The following is a 24020-nucleotide window of genomic DNA, read 5'->3' on the forward strand; positions in this document are numbered from 1 at the left end:
TATTGTTATATTCATTTACTGAACAAAGAAAGAGTTGTAACTATTAAATAAAAAGTGATAAAATAATGTATATATTTGTATTTGTGATTACACAATAAAAGAAATTGAAAAAAAGTAATAAGTAAGAGAGGATTTTAGCATGGAAAGAAAACAAAAGATAGTTGTTATAGGTGTTAATCATGCCGGAACAACAGCATTAAAGGCAATTATGAGGTCTAATCCAAATAGTGAAGTAGTAGCATATGATCGTAATGATAATATTTCATTTTTAGGATGTGGAATTGCGCTTTGAGTTGGTAAAGAATTTACTGATCCAAAAGGATTATTTTATGCCACAATTGAAAAGTTAAGAGCATTAGGTGTTAAAATTAAAGAAAAACATGAAATGATTAAATATGATAGTAAAGCAAAAACTGTTACTATTAAAAATTTAGATACTAATGAAGTATTTATTGAAAGTTATGATAAGTTAGTATTAGGAATTGGTTCATGACCAATCTTAAATCCAGGTGGTAAAGAAATTCCTGGTTTAATTGCTCATAAAGATGGTGCGATTGTTAAAGATACTTTAAATGGTGTTAAATTAACAAATGGCATTCATTTATCAAAACTATACCAACATGCTCAAGAAATTATTTCTGATTTGAGTAAACCGGAAGTAAAAAAAGTAGTAGTAATTGGTGCAGGTTATATTGGTATTGAATTAGTAGAAGCTTTTTATAAAGATAAAAAAGAAGTTACTTTAATTGATTTTGAAAATCGTATTATGCCTCGTTATTATGATGAAGAATTTACAAATGATGTTGAAGCAGATATGAAAAAAGTAGGAGTAAAATTACAATTAGGAGAAACTTTACAAGAATTTATTATTAAAGATGATAAAGTGAGTGAAGTAAAAACTAATAAAGGAACATATAAAGCTGATTTAGTAATTATGGCTGTTGGTTTCTTACCAAATACTGCTATCTTGAAAGATGAGAATGGTAAAGTTCAACTTAACTTAGATCCTCGTGGTGCAATTGAAGTTAATGAATATTTTCAAACTTCAGATCCTAATGTTTATGCAATTGGTGATTGTATTAATATTCGTTCAAATGCTTGAAATAAAAATGTTAATATTGCCTTAGCAACTAATGCTGTACGTAGTGGTTTAATTGCTGGATTAAATGTTGCAAAAACAGATCCTAAAACAAGAATCGCCTTTCCTGGTGTTCAAGGAACAAATGCAATTGCTGTTTTTGGTTGAAAGTTATGTGCTACTGGTTTATCAGAAGTTTCTGCAAAAGCAATTTTAGGTTCTAATAATGTAGAAGCATATTTTTATCAAGATACAGTGTTTCCACCTTTTATGAGTGAAAATCATGAAGTAAAAATTAAAATTATATGAGAAAAGAGTTCTCGTCGTATTGTTGGAGCTGAAATTAGTTCAACTCATGATCATACAGAAACAATTGCAATGTTTTCATTAGCAATATTGAAAAAGGTTACTATTGATGAAATTCCATTAATTGATATGTATTTTTTACCACACTTTAATAAGCCTTATAACTTTGTTACTGCGGCAGCACTTTTAGCAACAGGAATTTTAACAAAAGAAGATGTTACATATCCAGATCCATATTTAAAAGGTAAGAAAAAATAGATTGCCTTATCAAATTAATTTTGAGAGGAATAAAATATAATGGTTAGTAATGAAAAATATTTAAAACTTAGAGCAAGAATGACTTCACCAGTTAAAGAAAGTAAATATAAAATTGCTTGATGATTAAAAATTATTTTGATATTTACTTTTCCATTATGGATTATTCCTTTTTTAATTACTAATTTTTTTATTGGTTTAATGATGCGAAATGTTATGGAAAATTTTCAACGAATTGGACGAAGTACTAATCCAAATTTTGATAAAATTGATCTTAATACTTTGAGTTTTTATAATCGAGATATGGAATTACAAAATTCTCTACAACTAATGATTGATGATAGTAATTGGGATATGATGGAAGCACAAGATATGACGATAACTACTTATGATAATCGCTTGTTATCAGCTTTTTTCATTAATAATCATCAATCTAATAAAAATCATAAATGAATAATTGCAACTCATGGTTGACAACAAAATCGCTATAGCATTTTATATTTAGTTAAACATTTTTATGAGCAGGGATATAGTATTGTTACTTATGATACAAGAGGTCATGGTAGTAATAATATTCATGATGCAATTACTTTTGGCAATAAAGAAGCAGATGATTTATATGCTGTTATTTTAAGTCTTAATAATTATTTAACAGAAACAGATTTTAAACAACCCCCCAATATTACTTTAATTGGTAATAGTATGGGTGCTAGTACTGTTTTGGAAACAATATCTCGATTTGATACTGGTAAATTTGGTGTTAAATGTGCAATTTCTGATTGTGGATTTGATAGTTTTAGTCATATTATTAAAATTATGGGTAAACAATACTTTAACCTTCATTGATTTTGATTTTATTATGGTGTTAAATTTTTCTTTAGGTTAAAAGATAAATTTAATATTAATAGTATTGATCCTATTAATAAATTAAAATATTGTTCTTCAATTCCTGTATTATTTATTCATGGTAATGATGATGAAACTGTACCAGCAACAATGGCACAAAAAATGTATGAAGAGAAAATAAATTATGAAGAAGAAACAATAAGTGAATTATTAATTATGCCATTTGCTAAACATATAAGAGCCGTCACTACCGATTATGATACATATTGCAAAACTACTTTAAAATTTGTTAATAAATGAACAAATTTTAAAACTGAAGATAAAGGAGATTAAATTAATAATGATTTATTATATTAATAATAGCAAAGACCCATATTTTAATTTAGCAGCCGAAGAATATTTGATTACTAATCCTTATATAACTGATGAAATCTTATTATTATGACAAAATAATAATACTATTGTTGTTGGTAGAAACCAAAATACAATTGAAGAAATTAATAATGAATATGTAAGAACAAAAAAAGTTAATGTTGTACGAAGATTATCTGGTGGTGGAGCTGTTTATCAAGATTTAGGAAATTTAAATTTTACTTTTATTTTTGATAAAAATAAAGATAATGCTCGTAATTATGCTCTTTTTACAAAACCAATAGTTAATGTTTTACAAAGTCTAGGTTTAAATGCTCAATTTAGTGGTAAAAATGATATTTTAGTTGATGATAAAAAAATATCGGGTAATGCCCAATATACATATAAAAATCGAATTTTACATCATGGTACTATTCTTTTTAATGTTGATATGCAAATGTTACCAAAAGTATTAAAACCTGATTTGGATAAATTAAAATCAAAAGGTATTAAATCAGTACAAGCACGAGTAACAAATATTTTACCATTATTAAATCCACCAATAACAATTGAAGAATTTCAAAATTTAATTATTGAACAATTAAAAAGTACAAAAAATACAAAGATTATGGAATTTTCTGAAAAAATGATTGCTGATATTGAATTATTAGCAAATACTAAATATCGAACTTGAGATTGAGTTTATGGTAAATCTCCAGATTTTGATTTAAAGCATAAAACACTTTTTCCTAGTAAAGGAACTATTCACGTTTGAATGAATGTTAAGGCAGGAATTATTGAAAATATTAAAATATATGGTGATTTCCTAGGCTCAGCAGGTACTACTAGTTTAGAAAAAAAACTAGAAAAACAAAAATATAATTTAGCAATTATTACTAATATCATTGAAAATGCTAATATTAATGAAATTTTTGGTGAAAATTTTCTTGTTGAAGAAATCATAAAAAGTATAATAAAATAATGAATAAAATTCTTATTTATGATATTCTTACTTTTATAACTAATATTAAAGAGGAAATATGAAGAAATATTTATGGATTTTATTTATAATGTTTATTTTTATAACACCAATTAGCAATGTTATTACATTTTTAGTAAATAATAGTTTTGATCAAACAAATAGTATAAATGATATTCTTTATCCAACACGTGGTTGACCAAAAAAAGATAGAAATCAATTAAATGTTTGACAATTTTTATATCAAGATGCTATTGATAAAGTAGGTAAAACTAATGATGATATTGTTAATGGTTTTAATAATTTTTATCTTGCTGAATTTGATAAATACCGTGATTCAGCAAGTAAAAATGCTGGTAAACCTGGCTATGATGAAATTGGTATACCAACAGCAGATATTAATGATTATATTAATAATAAAATTATTCATTCACAATCAATGCAAATATACATGGCCTTAACATTGCGAACATATTTTATTGAGTTTACTATTAATAAAATTAATGATCCAAGTAGTAATTATATTAATGCAAATGAATATTTAAACTTATGAGTTATGAAGTATTTTGAAGCTGGTTTTTATTTTCAATGAGTAAAAATTTGAATTCAAGATTTAGGTAGAACAATTGAAAAATCAATTGATATTGATTTTTATACTTTTGATAAATATGTGGAACGAAATAACAAAGGTGAATATATGTGAAATAAACCACCCATTGCCAATACAGTAAAGCCATTATTAATTTTGGATTCTGATATGAAAAAAATGTTTAATCAATTATATGAAGAAATTTTAAATAATAATTTACAAGGAAAATAAAAATGATTATTCTAGAAAATATAAGTAAAAATTATGGTAAAAATCAGGTTTTAAAAAATATTAATTTAGAGATACCTGCTTCACAATCACTTGCTATTTTAGGTGCTAATGGTTCTGGTAAAACTACTTTGGTTGAAATAATTTCACAAGTTTTAAAACCAACATCAGGTAAAGTATTATTTCTTGATGATGTTGGTAAAAAGGTTAGTCGGAAAATTGGTGTTCAATTTCAAGAAGGTTATTGACCAGTTGGTACACGAATTATTGATTTAATTAAATTTTATAAAAATAAAAAATATATTAAAAGTGAAGAAGGCAAAGGATTAATTGATGTTTTTGAGTTAAATGATATTTTGAAAAAAGAAATTTCTTTACTTTCGGGTGGTCAAAGACAAAGATTTAATTGTTTTTTATCAATTTTAAATGATCCTGAAATTTTAATTTTAGATGAGTTAGTTACTGGTTTAGATTTAAAAATGCAAATTAAACTTGTTAATTTTATTAAGTCATGAAAAGAAATTAAAAAAATTAATTTATTAATTGTTTCACACACACCAGAAGAAGTTGAATTACTTTGTGATCGGGTAGTAATTTTAAAAAATGGTGAAATTTATCAAGACCAAAGTATTGATGCAATTATAAAAAAATATGGTAGTTTACGTAAAATGATGGTGGAGTATTATCAAAATGAAGTTAATGGTAACTAAAGAATTATTCAAACAAAGTACTGTTTCTAAATTTTCAAGACTTTTTTCTTTAATTTCAAAAGTAATTTTTGTAAATCCTAGAACTTACATTTTTGTATTTTTATTAGGTTTTTTAATTTCTGCATTATCATCATGATTATGAAATAATTATAGTTACTATCAAATTTTACCTCCCATTTTGTTAAATTTTTTATCAATATCAGTTTTTATTTCATCTTTTTATTTAGGAATATTTATGATTGAGTGGCGAAAGAAAAACTTTTTAAAAAGAATAAAAATAATTGGTATTAATGAATATTATATTATTTTAACAATTTTTTTATCAAATTTAATAATGGTATCATTATCAGTAAGTATTAATATTATTTGTTATAATATTTATTCTTTAATTTCAATATTTAATTTTCATCTAAATTTGCTTTCTAATATTAGATGATTTATTTGAATTTTCTATATATTTGCTATGATATTATTAACATTTTTTTTAACAGTTGCTAACATATTTATTACAACATTTTTCCCTAAGTTTAATTTATCATTTGTAATGCTTGCTGTTTTTACCATATTTTTCATTATTTTTTCGGATGTTTTAATTCAACCAACAGTAACTAACAATAATTTAATATTTATTATTATTGGTTATTTGTGTCCAACTAAATATTTTATTTGGTTTAATATGTTGATTACTTCATATCAATTTTTAGATCCACTAGGAATAAGTCAAATTATTCAAAATTATAATGAAATATCATTTGTTGTTTTTACTAGTATTTGGCAAACATTAATTGGAATCTTGATATTTACTATGTTGTTTTCTTATTTATCAAAAAGATTTTTTAATTGAGGAATGAAAGGATAAAAAATAATGAAAAAAATATTATTACTTTTTGGTGTTTTTAGTTTAATTTCTGCTCCTGCTAGTTTAGTAGTTGCTTGTAATATTGGTAGTTTAGATGGTAGTGATTATTTAAATGGTTTACCAAATTTTGACTGAACAAATTCAGATTATGGAGATGGTATTAATTTTGATAATACTAACTCGCAAAATATTATTAATAATATTGGTAATATTAATGATTTGGGAAATGTTAAACCAAGCAATACTGGTCATTATTTAAATTATTCAAAATTTAATACTGGTTTTCAATGAACACAAAACATTAAAAAACAAGCAGTGACTGGCGTTCCTTTGAATAAAGGTTTTATGCCTAATGGTAATTATGCTTCTGATTTTGGTATAACTTCTTCAGCTCGAAAATATTTAAGAATGAATTCAATTTTAGATTGGAATCCACAAAAAGACTATGATGCAAAGTATAATCGAGCAACAGTACCTTTACAGAAACGTCAATTTGTAGCAACATACAACTCAAGTAACCAAGATGAGAATATTAATTATAATCAACTAGGATTTTCAACACGAAAACATCGTACTTTTGATAATACAATAGTAGGGACAAAAAATCCATTTGAAAATACACCATTAAATTGACAATATACTAATTATTTTATTAATTGATCAGGTTCTTGATTTGAAGGGCCAATTGTTCCACCACCAGCTGATGTTATTGATAGTGCACACATTAATGGAACACCAATATTTGGTAATCTTTTTCTTGATGGATATCATGGTTTAACAAAAGAAATGTTAAAAGATTTTCTTAGCAAAAATAGTGATGGTACTTATAAAATAGTTGATATTTTAATTAATATTGCTAATTATAATGGCTTTGATGGTTGATTTATTAATAATGAACCAAACGGCGCTGCTCCCAATGGTACAGTTTTAGATTATAATGTTATGGCCGAAATTATTAAAGAATTTAATTATAAAGTAGCTACTGCTAGTGATCCAAATATTCAAGCATTAAAAATAATTTTTTATCGTAATGGTGCTACAGTTTCAAAAGGTGTTAGTGGATATAATGATACTGAAACATTAAAAATGGCAGATAGTGGTTATCGTAAAACTAATGGTGAAGTTACACCAACTGATATTCAATTAACTTTTGGTGAAACACCAGATAAAACAACATCATTTTTAACAGATTATCCAAATTATAGTGGTAAAAATTTAAATACTATTCTTGATGCTGGAGCTAATGCCCAATTTTTTGGAAGTTATGATTTTCGACAATTAGGGTATGCAGAAACAATGATTGCTGGTAAACCTCAATATAATAAAAATGTGTATACTGGAATTTCTGATTTTTTAGATAATGGTGCTGGAACATTTGGATCTTATGCTTATAATTGAGCTAAAAATCATAATGTTAATGGTACTAGAGCTTATTTATTTGCGACACAAACAACAAATTTATTTAATAATATTCAATTTTCAGGAACAAATACTTTTATTAGAAATAATAATATTGGTATGCAAGCAAATAATAATGCAAATGATTATCAAGGTTGAAACGCAAGTGATAATTATCAAGAGGCAGCATTTATATCGGATCCTAGAATAAAAACTGCAGTTACTAAAGGAAAACCAAATCCATTTGTTAAAGATACTATTTATAATTATTTAACTAATAATGGTTATAACTCATCAAGTTATGGCATTGGTGATTTAGTTAAAGAACGAACTACTTTATTTGATGATAATCAAATTTTAAATAAGAAAACTAATTTTTCAATGGGTAGTGGTATTAAATTTGTTAATCATGATCAAAATGGTAATAGTATTGTTGCTAATGATTATCCATGAACAAATCGTAGATTAACTGATATTTTACCAACTTATCAATGAAAAATTTATGATGATGCTCATCCAGAACAACCATTAGATATCTCTAAAATTTCTGGTTTTTATGATTATGATCAAGTGTATGAAAAAGGAAATTCAATTGCTATTGGTTCGGGTTTTAATGAAGAAGGTAGTATAATTAATGGCGATTGAAATACAAGTAAAGTTTATGATTGAGATATTATGGGAACTAATTTAATTAAAAATGACCATCAGATCAGTTTTATTTATAATACTAATGGTGATAATAATGCTAAAGTTAATTTTTTAGTTACTACTACTGATCAAAAATCGTTAATAGCAAACCGTCAAACTTTTTCACCAAATAATGAAGAAGAGTTACAAGGTGGTTGAGTTAAAATTACTTTGGATTTAAAGAAAATTGGTGGTATTAATACTTTTAATCGTATTTCTAAATTAGGATTACAAATTAAAGCAACTAATAATAATTTTAAGTTTAATGTTGGTGAATTTGAAATAAATAGTCCAACAACTAATAATCAAATCAAAGAAAATACAGTAATTTCAAATCCAAAATCAGAATACGTAATTAATCGAACAGTTAATAATCAAATACTATACAATGCTCGTTTTCAATGAGATGCTGTTAATATTGAAAATTTAAGTTATTATGCTATTTATTATTTTGATGAAAAAAAATGATATCGTGTTGGCGAAACTAATCAAAACTATTATTTTTTAAAAAATTTAAAATCTATTCATAATCAGTTAAAATTAATGATTAAACCAGTTTATAACAATAATGTTATTGCTCAACAATCATTTGTGTTTAATATAGAAATTTAAAGGTGAAATATGAAAAATAAAAATAGTATAGTAATTTTTAGTCATTGTATAAGTTATATGTTTAAAACAATTTTAAAAACATTTAGAACTTATATTTACTTTTTAATAATGCCCGTTATTTTACTTAGTTTAGTTTATTTTTTAACATCACAGTCAATTATTAAATATAATCGTTATATTATAGTTTCTAGTTATATTTTATTACCAATATTATTTAATATTTTTTTAATTGGTCATCTTATTTGTCAATGACGCGAATCAGTTTTTTTAAAACAATTACACAATTTTGGTATCAATAAGATTGCATTTATTTTAAGTTTATTAATTGTTATTTTTGTTATTTCTTTTTGTACAGTATTTATATTACTTGGATATTTATTTTTTCTTGATCAGTTACAAGGAACTAATATCATGACAGTATGAATATTAGCAATGAAAACTTTTTCACAATGATTTGGTCTTATATTTAGTATTAGTCTAAATATTATTGTTATTTTTTTCTTGGCTTTATTAATTTCTGGTTCTATAAAAAATCCTTATATAATTCAAACAATTAATATGATTATTTTTTTAACTTCTATTTTATTTGGTGACTTTTTTATTGATATGACATATACAATTTCAACACCAACCATTATTATTGGATATTTTGTACCACAAAAATATATAACTTGAATTAATTTTATTTTTTATAGTCAAAGTGATAAAAATTATTATAATTTTTTTCAGATTGTTCCTTCAGTTGATTATAAACTATCATTCACCAATATTTATCAACCAGTATTTTCTTGCCTAACATTTATTGGTTTGTTTGCTGTTGGATCATATTTTTCTTTTTTACATGGTACTAGAAAATAAGCAATTAAACAAAATATATTCTTATTTTTTAATTTTTAAAAATACAATAAGTTTATTTAAATATTGAATAATATATTATTTTTATAATTAAAAAAAGAAAAATTATAAAATTTAAAAATAGATCTTGAAAAAAAATATTTTTTAAGGAAAATTAGATTGTAACAAAAAAAGGACATGGTACATAAGAAATAAAACTAGTTATTTTTTAATCAAATATGGATTTGATACAAATTTGTTAGATAGGAGAGACTGGGGGAAATGAAGGTAATAAATGATTCTGTTAGTGACGAAATTTTAATGAATGGTTATCAAAAATTTTGTTATTCTTTTAGCAAAATTTTATTACTTATTTTATTATTTCCTTTTGTTTATTTTTATTCAAAAAAATATCAAAAACAATTTTTTAAATTTTGTTTTACTTATCAAAAAGAAGGAAATGTTAAAATTAATGATGATCAATTAGTTGATATTAATAGTTTTGATTATCATTATTATGATTGTAAGATTAAAGAACTTAATAAATATGGTTATCCAATTGATTGAAAAAAAGAAAATTATCAAGAATTTGTTATTAAAAATAATAATAATGAAGATATTAGTTGTTTAGCTGTTATTCAAAAAAATAAAAGCAAGAAATGAGTTATTGGTTTTCATGGTTGAACTGAAAATAAATATTTAGCTTTAAGGTTAGTGTCTTGATTTTATCAAGAAGGATATAATATTTTAACATTTGATAGTGTTGCTCATGGTAAAACTTATGGTCAATATAGTGATACTGGTCTTACTTGTGCGCAAGATGTTAATTGTTTAATTAATTGATTAAAGACTAATTATCAAGTTGAAACAATTGGTTTAATTGGTAATAGTATGGGTGCATCAACAATTAATTATTATTTGTTGAATTATGCACCAATCAGTTCAATTAATTGAGCAATTACTGATTGTGGATTCTCTAATTTACTTGTTCAATTTCGTTACGTTATGCAATATCGTTATAAAAAACCTTGATGATTAATTAGTAATGGTATATCTAAAAGATATCAAAAATTTACAAATACAAATATTTTAGAATATGATTTATTAAAAAAACTAAAAACAGGATTTAAAGTTCCTACCTTATTAATTCATGGTAAAAAAGATGATTTTGTCCCATTTTTCATGTCAAATGTTATTCATAATTTTCAAATTAAAGGTAATAATAAAAATTATAATTATTTATTTTTAGAAAATATTGGTCATGTTGAAACTTTGCCAAATGCTCATCAAACTTATATTAATGAGATAAAAAATTTTATTAATAAATATGAAATGAATAATAATTAGATAGAGTTAAGAAAAGTTACTATAGTCTTAATTTATTCATTGAACATTTCTTATTTTATTTTAGGGGGTAAAAAATGAAAAAAAATGCAAATTGTTTAATAATAGAAAAAAAAGATAATATATATAGCTAACGAAAGTAATGTTTACTCATAAATAATGTAAAATAATAATATGTAATTTAAACAATTCTTGCACTTACAAGTATAATTCAGCAATAATTAAAATAGATTAGGAAGATTAAATTATGCCAAAACCATACAGTGAGGACTTACGAAGAAAAGTAATAGAAGTTTATGAAAGTAAAAACATGAAAATTAAAGAAATTTGTAAAGTGTTCAATATCACTAGAAAGACTTTATTTTTATGAAGAAAAAGAAAGCAAAAAACCGGAAATATAAAACCAATTTTGAATTATCAAAAAGGACATAGCCACAAAATAAAGGATTTAGATGAATTAAAAAATTATTTAGCAGAAAATAAAGATGTTACAGTTCAAAAAGTAATTGAAAAATTTGGTGATATGACAAAAGAAACAGTTTATAACTATTTCAAAAAACTAAATTATACATATAAAAAAAACTTTTCTATATGAACAAAGAGATAAAAATAAACAAGAAGATTTTTTAAAAGAAATAGCGAAAATAATGAATGAAGATTTGGTATATATTGATGAATCTGGAATTGATGATAATGAATTTTATAAATATGGTTGGTCTGAAAAAGGTAAAAGATTATTTGATAATAAACCTGCATATAAAATAAAGAGAATGAGTATAATTGGTGCACTAAATAAAGGTAAATTAAAAGCTCTATGAGCATTTGAAGGACATTGCAATAGTAAAATTTTTGAATCATATGTTAAAAATATACTAATTCCAGTATTAAAGTGTGGACAAATTATAGTTTTAGATAATGCGACGTTTCATAAATCTAAAGCAACAAAACAATTAATTGAAAATGTTGGATGCAAACTATTATTTCTTCCACCATATTCTCCTAATTTAAATCCAATTGAACATTTTTGATTTGCTATAAAACATAATATAAGAAAAATATTACCAAATTATTGACCAAATATTAAAAACGCGATTGATTTTGTTTTTCAAGATATGAGTAAACATTACTTTCGTTAGCTATACATAATTAGTCCTACACCCAAATTACAAGATGATATGGGTATGGCGTGTTATGTTAAATATAATACAGAAAATGATGTAGTTAATAAAAATGATTTAGTATTAACAGTAGAGGCTTCAAAAGCTATTTTGCATGCGCGCAGTCCACTAACAGGAAAGGTTTTGGAATATAATCAAAGAGCAATTGAAAATCCAACTCTTTTCAATTCAAAAAAGTCTAAAGATAATTGAATTTTGAAATTAACAGATGTAGTTGAAAAAGAATTTTTAGAACTTGAAGATAATTAAAATTGATTTACAAACTTAATAAAATTGGAGGAATATTATGATTTTAATTGAACCTATAAGAAATGGTAAATATATCAAAGATGGAGCTTATGCTTTAGCGATTCAAGTATGAGCACTACATAATTTAAAAGTAAAAAACAAAACGATAATATTTCCTTTTATTTGTGATCCTCATATTCAATTGGGATATTTTCAAAATCCAGAGGTTGAAGTTAATAAAGAATATTTGGATAAAAATAATATTCCAGTTGTGCGTCGTGATACTGGAGGAGGAGCTATTTTTATTGATTCAAATTCAGTAAATTTTTGTTTTTTAATTCCATTAAATTCTAATATTAATTCGATTTATGCTAATTACCAAGAATTCTATAAGCCAATTATAAAAGTGCTTAAAGATATGGGGATTAAAAATATCATGCAAAGTGGAAAAAATGATTTGACAATTAATGGTAAAAAAGTTTCTGGAGCAGCTATGTTAAAAGAAGAAAATATTATTTATGGTGGTTATTCATTACTTTATGATATTGATTTGGATGCTATGATCTTGGCACTTAAACCAAGTCGTAAAAAAATTGAATCAAAAGGAATTAAATCAATTAATCAAAGAGTAGATAAATTAAAAAATCACCTTAATGAACAATTCAAAAAATTAACTATTTTTGAGTTTAAAGATGAAATTATTAAACGATTGATGAATGTAGAAAAAATAGCAGATGTTGAACGATACGTTTTATCAAATCAGCAATGACTAGAAATTGACAAGTTAGTTGATCAAAAGTATAAGAATTGAGAATGGGTTTATGGTTTAAGTCCCCGCTATCAATATAATCGTGAAGCACGTTTAGAAATTGGAACAATGAATATTTCATTAATAATTGATAATGGTAAAATTAAAAGTTGCAAAATTAGTGGTGATTTTTTTCCTACAAAAGATTTAACTATTTTTGAGAAAGGTCTTGAAGGTACTAAAATGATTAAACAAGATTTAAAAATAAAATTACAAGAATTGGATATTTCTTCATATTTTTTTAAGAAAATAGATAATGACCAATTGTTAGAATTAATTTTGAGTTAACATGAATAAAAAATATTCTAAATTATTTTCACCAATCAAAATTAAAAATTTTGTTTTTGATAATCGGTTTGTGCTTTCACCAATTACCTTAAATGTTTCTAGTTATGATGGTTTTGCTAGTAAAGAAGATATTGATTATGCTCTTAAAAGAGCTCATAGTGCATACTTAGCGATATCTAGTGCTGCTTATATTAATTTAGAGGGACAAATTTTTGAATTTGGTTTTTCTGCTGCTAATGACGAACATATTGATTCATTAAAACAAGTTGCTAATGCTATGAAATCAAAAGGTGCAAAAGCTATTTTACAGTTAGCACATTCAGGTCGTTTTTCTATAATTAGTTTAAATCGTTTAGGTTATGTAGTTGGACCTTCTAAACAATCTTTTATGTATCCTTTTCCACATGAAGTTCAAGAACTGAGTATTAAGCAAATCAAAGAATTAATTAAAGATTATCAAAAAGCTACCTTAAGGGCTATTGAATCTGGTTTTGATGGTGTCGAAATTTCTTCAGCACAAAAACTTTTAATTCAAGCTTTTTTTTCAGTAATTAGTAATCAAAGAAATGACATTTATGGTAATCAAAATTTAGAAAATCGTTCACGTTTGGGATTAGAAATTTTACAAGCAGTAAGAGAAACAATTGATAAGCACGCTAGTGAAAATTTTATTTTAGGATATCGAGCTACAGCTGAAGAAACTAGAGGTCAAGAAATAGGTTATCCAATTGAAGATTTTTTACAATTCATGGATCAAGTATTAATAAACATTAAAATTGATTATTTAGCACTAGCCAGTTGGGGAAGAAATATATATAAATATAAAGTTCAATCTCAGGGGAAATATTTTAATCAATTAGTGAATAAAGTTGTTTATCAACACATTAATCAACGTATTCCTGTTATTGTGAGTGGTGGTATAAATAGTCCTGATAAATGTTTAGAAGCCTTAGAATATGGGGATATGATAGGATTATCTTCTGTTTTTGTAGCCGAACCTGATTTTGTTAGAAAAATAAAAAGGGAGCATACCGATGTTGTCAATAATATTCAAATTTGTCTTAAAATTATAAAGTTAGACGAGAATAATTTTGACTTCAATATGCAATTGTATGTTAATCTTAACACTTGAAAAATATTAGTCAACAATAATACTTACTTTTCAAAAATTCTTATTAAAGCATCTTTAATAAGTTTTATTTTATTTTTGTTTTTTTAAAATCTTTAATTTTATTTTATAATAACTGGATGGCTGTATTTATTTGATAGCATTTAAAATTAACCATTTTTGTATACATATCAATATTATAAGTTCTATCACCAATCATATGTTTTAAAATTTGTTTAATATTAGTTTCAGTAAAGCAACCAATATTTTCAACTAATGCTTGGTTTAATAAACCATCTTTGGCATTAATAAAATAACGAACTTTTAATTTTTTATATTGTAAAGTTAATGATTGTAAAAAATCAATTAATTCATAATATTCACCTTTGGCAAATAAATTTATTGCATTTTGATAGTGTAATTTAGCAATTTGATTTTTTCTTCTTCCTGCCATTATACCAAGAAATAAAACATGAAAAGCATGAAATTTATCTAAAATAAATTTAGCATTTAAAATTGTAGCAGTTTTTCTAATTCATTTTGCACTATCTCCACAAACTATTAAATTTGCTTGGTCAAAGTTTTCAAAAAATAAATTACCATATTTTTCTATTAATTTTGCGGTTTTTTCAGCACCAATTTCTGTTTTTGAAACTCTTATTTTACATACAGCTCTTTTATTAATTAATTTTCCATTTTTCTTTTTACCAGTACACATTACTATTAATCTCATCGAACATTTTTTACAATTTTTAGTATTGTGTTTTTCATTAAACTTAAATTTTCGATGACCATCATCAATATTTACATATAAATTTTGATTTGGTTGTAATGGTATTTTGGGAATATTTGCTTTTGGTAATTCAAATTTTTGATATGTTCTACAAACTGTACTATTACTTATTAAATCTTCAATAAAAGTATCACAAACATCACGATACTTTTTACCATCAGCAAAATATTTTAAAATTTGTTTAATAACGTTAGGTGCAAGTTTACTATATTTTTTAACACCAAGATAATTATCTAATAATGATACGTACTCCATTTTTTGTGTTTTTGTGTTATAATGTGTACAAATACGTCGTTTATAAGTTAATAAACCTTTTTTTGCTTTTAATTTTCGTTGTCTAAATCTATATGATTTATATTCAGATTTATCACATATACTTCATAAATAATCATCTATTTTTGCAAATAATTCTTCTGTTTGTTTTAAACTTAATTTATCTTGATTAAAATCATGTTTGTCTCAATCAAAATGATTTGCGAATGGTAATATAAACATTTTTAATGTTCCTTTCTAATTTTTGTTTGTTAATAATTTAAGTTTAATTTTTTTTAAAAAATAAGGAGTAAATATGGCTTTTATTAGTAGTTATGGACAATTAAATAAAAAATATAATCTTAATTTTAGTGATAATAATTATGGTTTTAACTGAGATATTTTTAAAGCATTTGTTGGTGATGAATGAGCAGAATTTTTTACAACTAATTGTTTTTATCGTTTTGTACCAACTGCACGTGGAACAAGAAAAACTTGAAATTGTTTAGCATTTGATTTATTTATATGTTGTAATTTTAGTGATAGTAGTGTTCAAGAAGTAAGAAGATATGAAAATACTCATAGTGAAACTACAATTGGTGCTTTAATGAATGTTTGTCAAGTTTTATTAGATACATATAATATTAATTTATTACCTAATAATCCACATGGCATTAAATGAAAAATTACTAAGGATGGGGGATGTATTATATTTCCAAGTAATCAACAAATTGACTTTATTGGTTATGCTAATGGTAATAAAATTTTTGGAAAAGAAGCAGGTGGGTCAAGTTTTTTAGGTTCAAGAACAGATGAAATAATAATGGCAGAAGAAAAAGAAACTTTGACAGAAAAGCAATTAACATATCGATATGAAAGATTACAAAACTCTATGTTTAGAAGTAATCGTATTAAAGTATCAAAAGAACCTATTAAAGAGTGAAGTTGAACATTTATTGATAATAATATATATAGTTCTACTTTTGGAAAATTGATTACTCGTTATTTTTATAAAAGTTTTTTCATTACTTTTACATGTAATCCTTATGATAAATATCATCCATTTTATTTAAAATACTGTACACCATTTTTACCATTAAATGATGAAGTCATGAAAAATCTTAAAAAAGTTGGTAAAGTTTATTATGAAAATAAAGATATGTTTAGTGGTTTAGGTTTATTTGTTTTAAGATTTACTATTCAACCATTTTGAAATAAATTACCTGACATTCAACAAAGAACATTATTAGAAATGGAAAAAAGTAATCCAGATGAATATAATACTGTTTATTATGGTTTTGAATTTTTAGATAGCGATGCAACAATTTTCCCATTTCAAAAAACAGTAAAATATTGACAATCATATGATTTAAAACAATTTTATAATCAAGAAAAAGAAATGTATAAATTTGATTTTTATAGTGTTGGTATTGATTGAGCTACGGGACCAAAAGACCATACTGTATTTATGGTAGTTGGTTTTAAAGAATATAATAATACTGGTTATTATGATGCTTATATTATTTGTGAATTAGTAGTTACTCCAAATGATTTTATTAATGAAAATGAAAAAATTAATGCTTATGTTAATGAAATTTTAGGATTAATGGATAATTTTGAAAATTTTGAACAAGCAATTTATTTTTATGATGATAAAGCAAGAACAGCAATGGATTGATTAAATCAAAAATTAATTGATGAACACAATACTATTTTAATAACACAAACTGCTATTAAACATGCTTCAAATTTAAATCAAGAAGCCGGATTAACTAATAGAGTAGTTTGAATGAGAAATATTATGAGTTATGGAAACTTTTACGCAAATAAAGATGATTTACCAAAAACAACTCAATGTTTAGAAGAATTACGTTATGATGAAACAAAAACTAATATTCCTGACAAAAATTTGTATCAAGACCCTTATGATGCTTTGTTTTATGCACTGTATCCATATAAAAATGTAATTAGGGGTAAAAATAATGCTACTGTGAAAAAAAGTATCTTCACATTTGCTATATAATAAACAATTTCAATATAATTAATAGTATAGGTATCACAAAATAAACGCCTTTAATTTAGGCGTTATTTTCCATTTAAAAGCATACTTGTAAAAATAATCAAAAATAGTACAATTTAAAAGTAAAATCAAGGAAAAAGGAGTAATTTAATATGAAAATAGTTGTTAATAATAATCAATTAATAAAAATTATAAATGATGATTGGAAAAAAAATATTATTGAATTAGCCACTTATAAAACTTTATTAAAAGAAAATATTAATTATGAAAAAGAATTAATTCAAAATATACAATTTCTTACTGTTTTAAAAGATGAATTAAATACAAATATTTTAAAATTTGAGTTTGAAGAACTTAATTATGTTATTGCACAAAAATGCTGACGAAAATATATTAGTCATTTTCATTGAAGTTTAGATTTTTGATATTTTGATTTAGATTTAAAAGAAAGAATAATTAATAATTATAATTTATTTATTAAACATTCAAATCAAAAACAAAAACAACAAATTATTAATAATAATTTTAATTCTAATAATAAAAAGAGAGAATATAAAAATTGAAAACATAATTATTTTAAGAATATAAATGAAAAAATATTAAAAAATAATACGGAACAAGGAATTGATGTTTTTGAATATTTTAAATATGAAATAAATTCAAATGATTTACAAAATCAAACAGCAACTACTCAATATAAATTAAATGTTCAAAAAGGAGTAATTTAATATGAAAACATGAATAAAAACAAATTTTTATAAAATAACATCAATTTTAGCATTATTTCTTGCTACAACTGGTTTAATAGTTGGTTCAATAGCACATCATAAAACTAATGATTTACAATATTATTTAGGACATCAGTATAATGTTTACTGGGGGGGGCTGGAACAACTATATGGTCACACAAAACAAAAGATGAACACAAAATAGAATTATATTTTGGAATTAAACCAGATGAAAGTTATGATATCAAGTGAGATGGAATTTATCCAGATGGATATTTTGATAAATAATTTAAATTTCTAAATTTATATAAGAAATATTTTCATTATATTTATCAAATAAATTAATATTAGTTAAATTTATTTCTTGTTTATCTGTTATTAAAATTAAATCATAATTTCCAGCACCAAATATGCCACTAATTTCAATCCGATTTAAGTTATTAATCGGATTTTCAATTTTTAATTCAAATTCGCTATTATTATCAATTTTTAAAATTTCTTTATAAAATTCTAATTTTGAAAATAATTGAGATTTATTTGAACCATATAAATTTAAAGCATTTTCCACTTTATTATTACTAATAATTGCTCTTGTAAAGTATTTACCATATTCACCATTACCTAAGGTTCAATCCGCTGGAATTAATGATGGTATGTTATTCGTTTCTAATTCATTTGTAATGGATAATCAATTAAATTGATTATCATCAAGTTTAAATAACTCATTTTGACTAATATCATTATTTTTTAACTTAATATTATTGATATATGCAAAATCAAAATATGCAGATTTTAGTATTACTTTTACATCTTTAAATTGTCAAATATCATCTTTATTAGGATGTATTGGACTTGATTTTAATTCAAAATAATATGGTAATAAAATCTTATTATCATCGTTTAAACCTTTATTAATTGATAATATTGAATAAATATATTCCGACAACATGATAAATATTTGTTTAAAAATTTTTACTTGTTGTAAATTTATGTAATTAGGATAATCTAATTTTCATTGTTTAAATAAATTAGTAATTACTTCATCAGGTTTTTGTCCTTCAAATTTTGCACGTAATTTTGCAATATCATTTTTTGGTTTACCATTATCATTATATGTATCACCTTCGAAGTTTCTATTATAGTTATATGTATAACTTAGCATATCTAATAATAGTTGTTGTAAACTATCATTAGTTGGTGCGTCTTTTATTTCAATTTCAATATCATCAAATCTATTATTAGTTGCAACATATTGATAAAATTGACTTTCACCCGCAAAATTTCAAACTTCTTTATCTTTTAATTCTTTTTGTTTTTTTAATGGTCATTTACCATCTCAAACAGTTCCCATTTGATATCCTAATCAAGTATGTGTAACTCTTGCGTTTTTAATAACTTCTCTTCTTGTTTCAGTTCCAGTACTAATTTTAATTAAATCTAAAACTGATTTTTCTTGTCCTATAAATTGTTTTGCTAAATTTCACGGTAATATTTGTTCACTAAATCATTGTTGTAAAATTCTAACTTTTGGTTGAGTTTCAATAGGCATTGATAATAGCGGAAATGCTATCTTATCTTTAACAAATAACTTTGGGTATACTTCCATATTGTCAACTTCACCAAGTACCTTTATATTGCCAAAAATCATGCTTCTAGGGGCTTTAATTTTTAAACCAATTACTTTGGTATCTTTATCTAATGGTTTTTGTAATTTAATAATGATTGGATAACCATCTCTTGTTTTAAAATCTTTAATTTTAATAATAGTTATACTTTTAGTACTTCTTGTTTTTGGATTTTGATAAGGCTGTGAATAATTATTAATAATATATAAATTATCAATATTATTTTCAGTTAAGGGTTCATTAATAGATACAGCATATAACTTAAATTGATTTAATAAATTTATTTCTTGAAAAATTAAATTTTTAATATCAGTCATACTATATTCAATTGTATTATCATTAATATTGGTACTTGCTCTTTGATTTAATTGCATAGTAAAATCAGATGTTTCAACAGCAGTAGTTTTTAATACTTTATCAATATCAATAAAACCAATTTTAATAGTATTTGCTGAAAATTTTAAACTATTATTTTCATTATTTTTAAATAAACGTTCAATTTCATAAATATAAATCGTTCTTTTTTTAAATTCATCGTATGCTCTATTAATATCTGGGTCACTAGTTGCTCTCATCATATTAGTAAAATCATAAGGAATATTATCTATTAAATAATCATTTTCAACTTCTGCTTGATTAAGTTTAGTTTGTTTCTGTGGAAACTTCGTTTGTGGTTTGTTGTTGTTTTCCATTGTTCTCTCCTATTAATTGGTTATTTTCGGGATTAAATAATTGTAGTTTAACTGTTAAATTATTAATTTCTTGTTCATCATTAATATTAAATGTTTTACTATTTAATAAATCTTTATCTATGCTTACTAATATTTGAATAAATTTAAGAATATCAATATTAAATTGTCATAATTTTTGTTCAATATAATTAATAGTTGAAATATTTACAGCTGTACTTTCGGGAACTGATTGTTGTGCAGATTTCTTTTGACTTGGTATATGAATACCACAACGTTTAAATATTTCATTAACATTTCAATCGTATATATCAGTTAAATTTTTACCTTTAAAATTACTATTTGTCATATTAATATTTTCATTTTGTTCGTTATTATCTCCACCACTTTTAAATATGTAGTTTTTAGTAACCAAAGTTCTTACTGTTTGTTCTAATGCTGATTGAACATTCCCATAAGTTTGATTAAAAATAAATTTAGGTGAGTTTAAAATAGTATCTAAAACAATTTGTTCATAAATAACATCTAATGCTTTAATTTTATCCATTACTTTATCACAATCTGCTAATTCATTTGCTTTATTTCGCATAATTGCTATTGGTATATAATTAATATTTAGTGTTTGTTCTTGCTCTAAATTTGGATTATTAATGAATGATTTAAAATCTAATGGAAATTGTTTTTTATTATCACTAATACTATAAATTGCACGATTAATAGTTACTTGTTCATTATTTAATGTATAAATTTCAAATAATCTTACATTTTGTGCATTTTGTTGATAACTATCATAAAAAATAGTACATTGAATTAATTTACCGGTAATATCATAAACTCTTTGTTGAATATCTATTACTTGAAAATATAAATCATCATTAGCAATAAAAATTAAATAACCACTAATTCCTAATTTGCTTAATTTAAAAATAGAATTTCAATTTTTTCTATAAAATTCTTGCTGAATTAAGTATTTTTTAATAGTTTCATTATTAATATCTAATGGAGCATTATATAAATTAGCATTATTTTCTGCTACAAAATCAGTAAAATAAGTTTCATGGTTAAAATCATTAAAACCAAAATAATTTAAAATAGAAGCATGTGTACTTTTATTTTTATTAGTTAAAAATTTTACTTTTTCATTTTGATTATCACTAGTATTTGTTTTATCTTTTCTTTTAAATAAACTTAACATAATATTCACCACCTTTCTAAAATATTTGATTAATTTTTAATACAATTTTTACAATAATAAATATAATTAAACCAGCAGTTGCAGAAGATAATAGTACTCCAATTAAACCTAAAATAATTTTTATAATTTTAAAAAACATAATATTATTCCTGTAATTCTTCTAATTTTCATACATTACCTTTTAAATTACCTTTTCCGCTATAAATAGTAATCAATTTTGCATGTTGAACTGATAAAATTACTATATTAGCACTATCATTAAAGGTTTGTATTTGTACACCATCAATTTTTTTATCAGTTATAATAAATTCTTGTATAGTATAAACTGGATTATATATACTTCAAGAATAATAAACTCTATAATGTTTATTAACTATAAAATCATAAGTAATTTGTCAATTATCTCATTTATTTTTTTCTCTTGTTCCTACTTCTTTTCAATTTGAACGACTTGGACTTGGTGTTGGAGGAATATCTTTTAATTCATTAATAGCACCGGCAATAGTTTTATCAGTAGTTTCTAAATTAGGAATTTCAGTACTAATAGTATTGATAGAAAAAACATATTTAAAATGGTCTTTATCCATTTTATCTTCTATTTTTTTATCTACTTCTTCTTTTTTATAATAATCAGATAAATCAGTTTTACCACCAATAGCACTAATAGTATTAGTTACTTCATCAATTTTAATATTTTCGCCAGTAGTTAATTTATTTTGCTTTTTATCTAATAAATTATTAGTTTCTATTTTTGTATAATAATCACGTTCAGTACTTTCTTCTGCTATAAATTCAGTTGGCGTATCTATTCCTTGATATTGATATATTTCTTTTATATCACCAATTAAATTAATTTTTCCACGTTCAGGATAAGAATTACCTCCACCCCTAAATTTTTTATTTCTATTGTCATAGTAAATAGTTCCAATATTTAAAATATTTTTATTTGAGATTTGTTCATTATAAGTCATGGAATCAACATTTAACAATTCAAATTCATTAAAAACATTATTTAAATAAATTTTAATTACTTTATAAAATTTCATAAAGTCATTTTCTGTTGAATATTGATAACTGATTTTAATAAAATATCATTTAAATGTTTCTATATTATTATTTTCAACTTTTTTTCATAGGGGACTAGTTTCGATATTAAATCAATTATTTTTAACATCATTAATATTTTCGTTTGCTTTAATTAATTCAGTATTTAATTTTGTAATTTCATTTTCATTAGTAGTAATTCGTTTTTGTTGTTTAGCAGAAAAATCACAAGTTGGTGCATGTGTATAATCACCAATTTGTGGATTATTTTGTAATGCTTCGGGTGGTAATGTACCAATTTCATCAGGTCAATCTAAAATCATTGTTTCAGATTCTTTATCATAATCTGTTGCAACATAACCTTTATTTATAAATTTTGTAACAGGACCTCTATATATTTCATTTTCATTATCATCAACTAAATCATCATACAATTTCATTTGTTTTGATAATGTAAATTCTTTTTGTTCTTTAATTAATTTATCAATTTGATTTCTAGTATAAAATGCTTTTAAGTCAATTTTTTCAATATCTATTTCATCATCATTATAACTTGAAAATATTTGTTTTAATTCTGTTAATCTTGCTCATATTTTCATTCTACTAGGTGCTAAATCTCAAACATTAATTGTAGGAGTACTATTTGCACTAAATTGAGTACCATTATTAAATTGAATAGTAGCATCAACATTAAATTCAATTGGTGTACGATTAAATACTCAATGTTCAACCATTACATAAACCATATCTCTTAATGTTTCTTTAATTAATTCATCTTTAAAACTATCAAAAGGAAATTTAGATAAAATAAAATCAAGATAAGCATTAATATCATTTTGAGCACGAATAGCAAAAGTTATAAATCAATCATTAACATTAGGTCATGTTTGTATGTATTGCTGTGGCGTTTCTGTAATTTTTCCAGTTAATGGATATCAGTTATTATAATTTTCTAAACTGACATCAGTTCAAAGTTTATTAATCATAA

At 23.5% G+C, this 24020-nt stretch carries 22 protein-coding genes; 17 read left to right on the plus strand and 5 right to left on the minus strand.

Going from position 1 to position 24020, the window contains the following annotated elements; all coding sequences use genetic code 4:
• Window positions 1-139: 139 nt before the first annotated feature.
• The 14 genes from AACK96_RS02945 (at window position 140) to AACK96_RS03010 (ending at window position 14797) form a co-directional block, all read left to right on the plus strand.
• Window positions 140-1642, plus strand: coding sequence for an FAD-dependent oxidoreductase (locus AACK96_RS02945; protein WP_338974968.1), 1503 nt, complete (start codon window positions 140-142; stop codon window positions 1640-1642).
• 39 nt (window positions 1643-1681) lie between these two features.
• Window positions 1682-2818 carry an alpha/beta hydrolase gene (locus AACK96_RS02950; RefSeq protein ID WP_338974969.1) on the plus strand — a complete coding sequence of 379 codons (1137 nt, stop codon included), beginning with the start codon at window positions 1682-1684 and terminating at the stop codon, window positions 2816-2818.
• Window positions 2819-2825: 7 nt separating this feature from the next.
• Window positions 2826-3818: a lipoate--protein ligase gene (locus AACK96_RS02955; RefSeq protein WP_338974970.1), complete on the plus strand. Its 993-nt coding sequence runs from the start codon at window positions 2826-2828 to the stop codon at window positions 3816-3818.
• 88 nt (window positions 3819-3906) lie between these two features.
• Entirely contained in the window at window positions 3907-4635 is a 729-nt protein-coding gene (locus AACK96_RS02960; protein WP_338974971.1) for a hypothetical protein, read from the plus strand.
• Window positions 4636-4637: 2 nt separating this feature from the next.
• Complete coding sequence (locus AACK96_RS02965; protein WP_338974972.1) at window positions 4638-5342, plus strand: ATP-binding cassette domain-containing protein; 705 nt, start codon at window positions 4638-4640, stop codon at window positions 5340-5342.
• The gene (locus AACK96_RS02970) at window positions 5323-6201 is read left to right on the plus strand and encodes a hypothetical protein (protein WP_338974973.1); all 879 of its coding nucleotides are present in this window, start codon (window positions 5323-5325) and stop codon (window positions 6199-6201) included. The genes AACK96_RS02965 and AACK96_RS02970 overlap by 20 nt, the downstream gene beginning before the upstream one ends.
• A 6-nt stretch (window positions 6202-6207) precedes the next feature.
• Window positions 6208-8898 carry an endo-beta-N-acetylglucosaminidase gene (locus tag AACK96_RS02975; protein WP_338974974.1) on the plus strand — a complete coding sequence of 897 codons (2691 nt, stop codon included), beginning with the start codon at window positions 6208-6210 and terminating at the stop codon, window positions 8896-8898.
• Window positions 8899-8907: 9 nt separating this feature from the next.
• Window positions 8908-9756, plus strand: a complete 849-nt coding sequence (locus tag AACK96_RS02980; RefSeq protein ID WP_338974975.1) for a hypothetical protein — start codon at window positions 8908-8910, stop codon at window positions 9754-9756.
• 258 nt (window positions 9757-10014) lie between these two features.
• Window positions 10015-11079 carry an alpha/beta hydrolase gene (locus tag AACK96_RS02985; protein ID WP_338974976.1) on the plus strand — a complete coding sequence of 355 codons (1065 nt, stop codon included), beginning with the start codon at window positions 10015-10017 and terminating at the stop codon, window positions 11077-11079.
• 244 nt (window positions 11080-11323) lie between these two features.
• A complete protein-coding gene (locus tag AACK96_RS02990) occupies window positions 11324-11683 on the plus strand; it encodes a helix-turn-helix domain-containing protein (RefSeq protein WP_338973555.1) in 360 nt (119 codons plus the stop codon).
• Between the two features lie 28 nt (window positions 11684-11711).
• A complete protein-coding gene (locus AACK96_RS02995) occupies window positions 11712-12212 on the plus strand; it encodes an IS630 family transposase (protein WP_338975131.1) in 501 nt (166 codons plus the stop codon).
• A 27-nt stretch (window positions 12213-12239) separates the two neighbouring features.
• The gene (locus AACK96_RS03000) at window positions 12240-12503 is read left to right on the plus strand and encodes a hypothetical protein (protein WP_338975139.1); all 264 of its coding nucleotides are present in this window, start codon (window positions 12240-12242) and stop codon (window positions 12501-12503) included.
• 37 nt (window positions 12504-12540) lie between these two features.
• Window positions 12541-13578: a lipoate--protein ligase gene (locus AACK96_RS03005; RefSeq protein ID WP_338974977.1), complete on the plus strand. Its 1038-nt coding sequence runs from the start codon at window positions 12541-12543 to the stop codon at window positions 13576-13578.
• A gap of 1 nt (window position 13579) precedes the next feature.
• Window positions 13580-14797: a hypothetical protein gene (locus AACK96_RS03010; RefSeq protein ID WP_338974978.1), complete on the plus strand. Its 1218-nt coding sequence runs from the start codon at window positions 13580-13582 to the stop codon at window positions 14795-14797.
• A 16-nt stretch (window positions 14798-14813) separates the two neighbouring features.
• Here the strand turns inward: AACK96_RS03010 and AACK96_RS03015 are convergent, their stop codons facing one another.
• Window positions 14814-15974, minus strand: a complete 1161-nt coding sequence (locus tag AACK96_RS03015) for an Mbov_0401 family ICE element transposase-like protein (RefSeq protein WP_338973625.1) — start codon at window positions 15972-15974, stop codon at window positions 14814-14816.
• A gap of 73 nt (window positions 15975-16047) precedes the next feature.
• Here AACK96_RS03015 and AACK96_RS03020 point away from each other — a divergent pair, with 73 nt between their 5' ends.
• From AACK96_RS03020 to AACK96_RS03030, 3 genes are all read left to right on the plus strand, one after another.
• Window positions 16048-17754 (plus strand): hypothetical protein, encoded by a 1707-nt coding sequence (locus AACK96_RS03020; RefSeq protein WP_338974979.1) that lies wholly within the window; start codon window positions 16048-16050, stop codon window positions 17752-17754.
• 149 nt (window positions 17755-17903) lie between these two features.
• The gene (locus AACK96_RS03025) at window positions 17904-18479 is read left to right on the plus strand and encodes a hypothetical protein (RefSeq protein ID WP_338973854.1); all 576 of its coding nucleotides are present in this window, start codon (window positions 17904-17906) and stop codon (window positions 18477-18479) included.
• Window position 18480: 1 nt separating this feature from the next.
• Window positions 18481-18684, plus strand: a complete 204-nt coding sequence (locus AACK96_RS03030) for a hypothetical protein (RefSeq protein WP_338974980.1) — start codon at window positions 18481-18483, stop codon at window positions 18682-18684.
• Between the two features lie 84 nt (window positions 18685-18768).
• Here AACK96_RS03030 and AACK96_RS03035 read toward each other — a convergent pair whose 3' ends face one another.
• From AACK96_RS03035 to AACK96_RS03050, 4 genes are read right to left on the minus strand one after another with little or no spacing between them, the layout of a single operon-like run.
• Entirely contained in the window at window positions 18769-20796 is a 2028-nt protein-coding gene (locus AACK96_RS03035) for a hypothetical protein (RefSeq protein WP_338974981.1), read from the minus strand.
• The gene (locus AACK96_RS03040) at window positions 20747-21988 is read right to left on the minus strand and encodes a hypothetical protein (RefSeq protein ID WP_338974546.1); all 1242 of its coding nucleotides are present in this window, start codon (window positions 21986-21988) and stop codon (window positions 20747-20749) included. The genes AACK96_RS03035 and AACK96_RS03040 overlap by 50 nt, the downstream gene beginning before the upstream one ends.
• Before the next feature lie 16 nt (window positions 21989-22004).
• Window positions 22005-22127, minus strand: a complete 123-nt coding sequence (locus tag AACK96_RS03045; protein WP_338973392.1) for a hypothetical protein — start codon at window positions 22125-22127, stop codon at window positions 22005-22007.
• Between the two features lie 4 nt (window positions 22128-22131).
• Window positions 22132-24018: a hypothetical protein gene (locus tag AACK96_RS03050; protein ID WP_338974544.1), complete on the minus strand. Its 1887-nt coding sequence runs from the start codon at window positions 24016-24018 to the stop codon at window positions 22132-22134.
• Between the last annotated feature and the right edge of the window lie 2 nt (window positions 24019-24020).

This window comes from Spiroplasma endosymbiont of Tricholauxania praeusta (assembly GCF_964019535.1).
GTDB classification, from domain to species: domain Bacteria; phylum Bacillota_I; class Bacilli_A; order Mycoplasmatales; family VBWQ01; genus Spiroplasma_E; species Spiroplasma_E ixodetis_A.